General features: G+C 53.5%; 1 protein-coding gene. It reads right to left on the bottom strand.

What is annotated here, in order from left to right:
• Positions 1–747, bottom strand: a 747-nt coding sequence (locus G7007_RS21730) for an IS110 family transposase (RefSeq protein WP_181105157.1), incomplete at its 3' end; no start/stop codon positions are given.
• Between the last annotated feature and the right edge of the window lie 220 nt (positions 748–967).

Genomic DNA, 967 nt, shown 5'->3' with positions numbered 1-967 from the left:
ACGACGTAGCCTGCCGCGACCACCATAGATATGTCGCTCACCCGTCTTGTCGCCGCTGTCATTGTTGAAGGGTGCTACACCGACAAGTGCAGCGATATGCTTCCCACTCACTGATCCAAGTTCAGGCAAGAAGCAGAGGAGGCTTGAAATGGTGACAGGTCCCATCCCCTTGATAGCACGCAGGCGCTGTACGGATTTTGAATCGATCTCGCTGCTCTTGGCCTCGATCAGCACATCGATTTTCTTGACCTGGTCATCGAGTGTCTTGATCTGTAGCAGATAGGCTGTGCGAACCACTTCTGAGGTGATCTGTTTGACACGCCGACGGATGTCATCGCGCTGCTGCACGAAGAACTGACGCTGTGTCACCAGCTCGTTGAGCGTGTCGCGTACCTCGTCCACGACAGCTGCCTGCTCGTTTTCGAGCTTGGAAGAAAACAGAGCCAGCATCCTTGCATCGATCTTGTCGGTCTTGGCATTCTTGCCCATGGCCTTGGCAAAATTGCGGACTCTGACAGGATTGATCCGTACCACTTTCAGGCCAAGCTTGGTTAGCACTTGCAGAGCAAGTTTTTCGTAACCGCCAGTGGCCTCCAGCAATACGCGCTCTACGGCATAAGGCTTGAGCCTTTCAGCCAGCGCCGTTAGTGCTTCGGGTGTGTTAGCAATGCGAAAGACATCTTTTTGTGGATGAAGAGCTACATCCAGGTGCTTTTTGGAAACATCGATACCGACATGGGCAATCATGGGCAAACCCTCTAGACTTGAGGATGAGAGGCACCTTGGCCTAGCCCACGCTTGTTCGTTCGAGATGCTGCTCGTTCAACTGTTCGGGCTTAGAGTCAAGGTGGAAGAATGGATGGCAGCTTTGCTCCCACTCGTGCTCGGGGCACCTCGGACAGACAGCTTGCCATCCATTCCTCTCACCTTTGATTCTAGCGATCCTCAAAGACACAAGCGGGCTTGC

The sequence above is a fragment of the Pseudomonas entomophila genome (assembly GCF_013523125.1).
GTDB classification, from domain to species: Bacteria; Pseudomonadota; Gammaproteobacteria; order Pseudomonadales; family Pseudomonadaceae; genus Aquipseudomonas; species Aquipseudomonas entomophila_B.
Note: the sequence above shows the minus strand (reverse complement) of the source record. Positions and strands in the feature narration are given on the sequence as shown.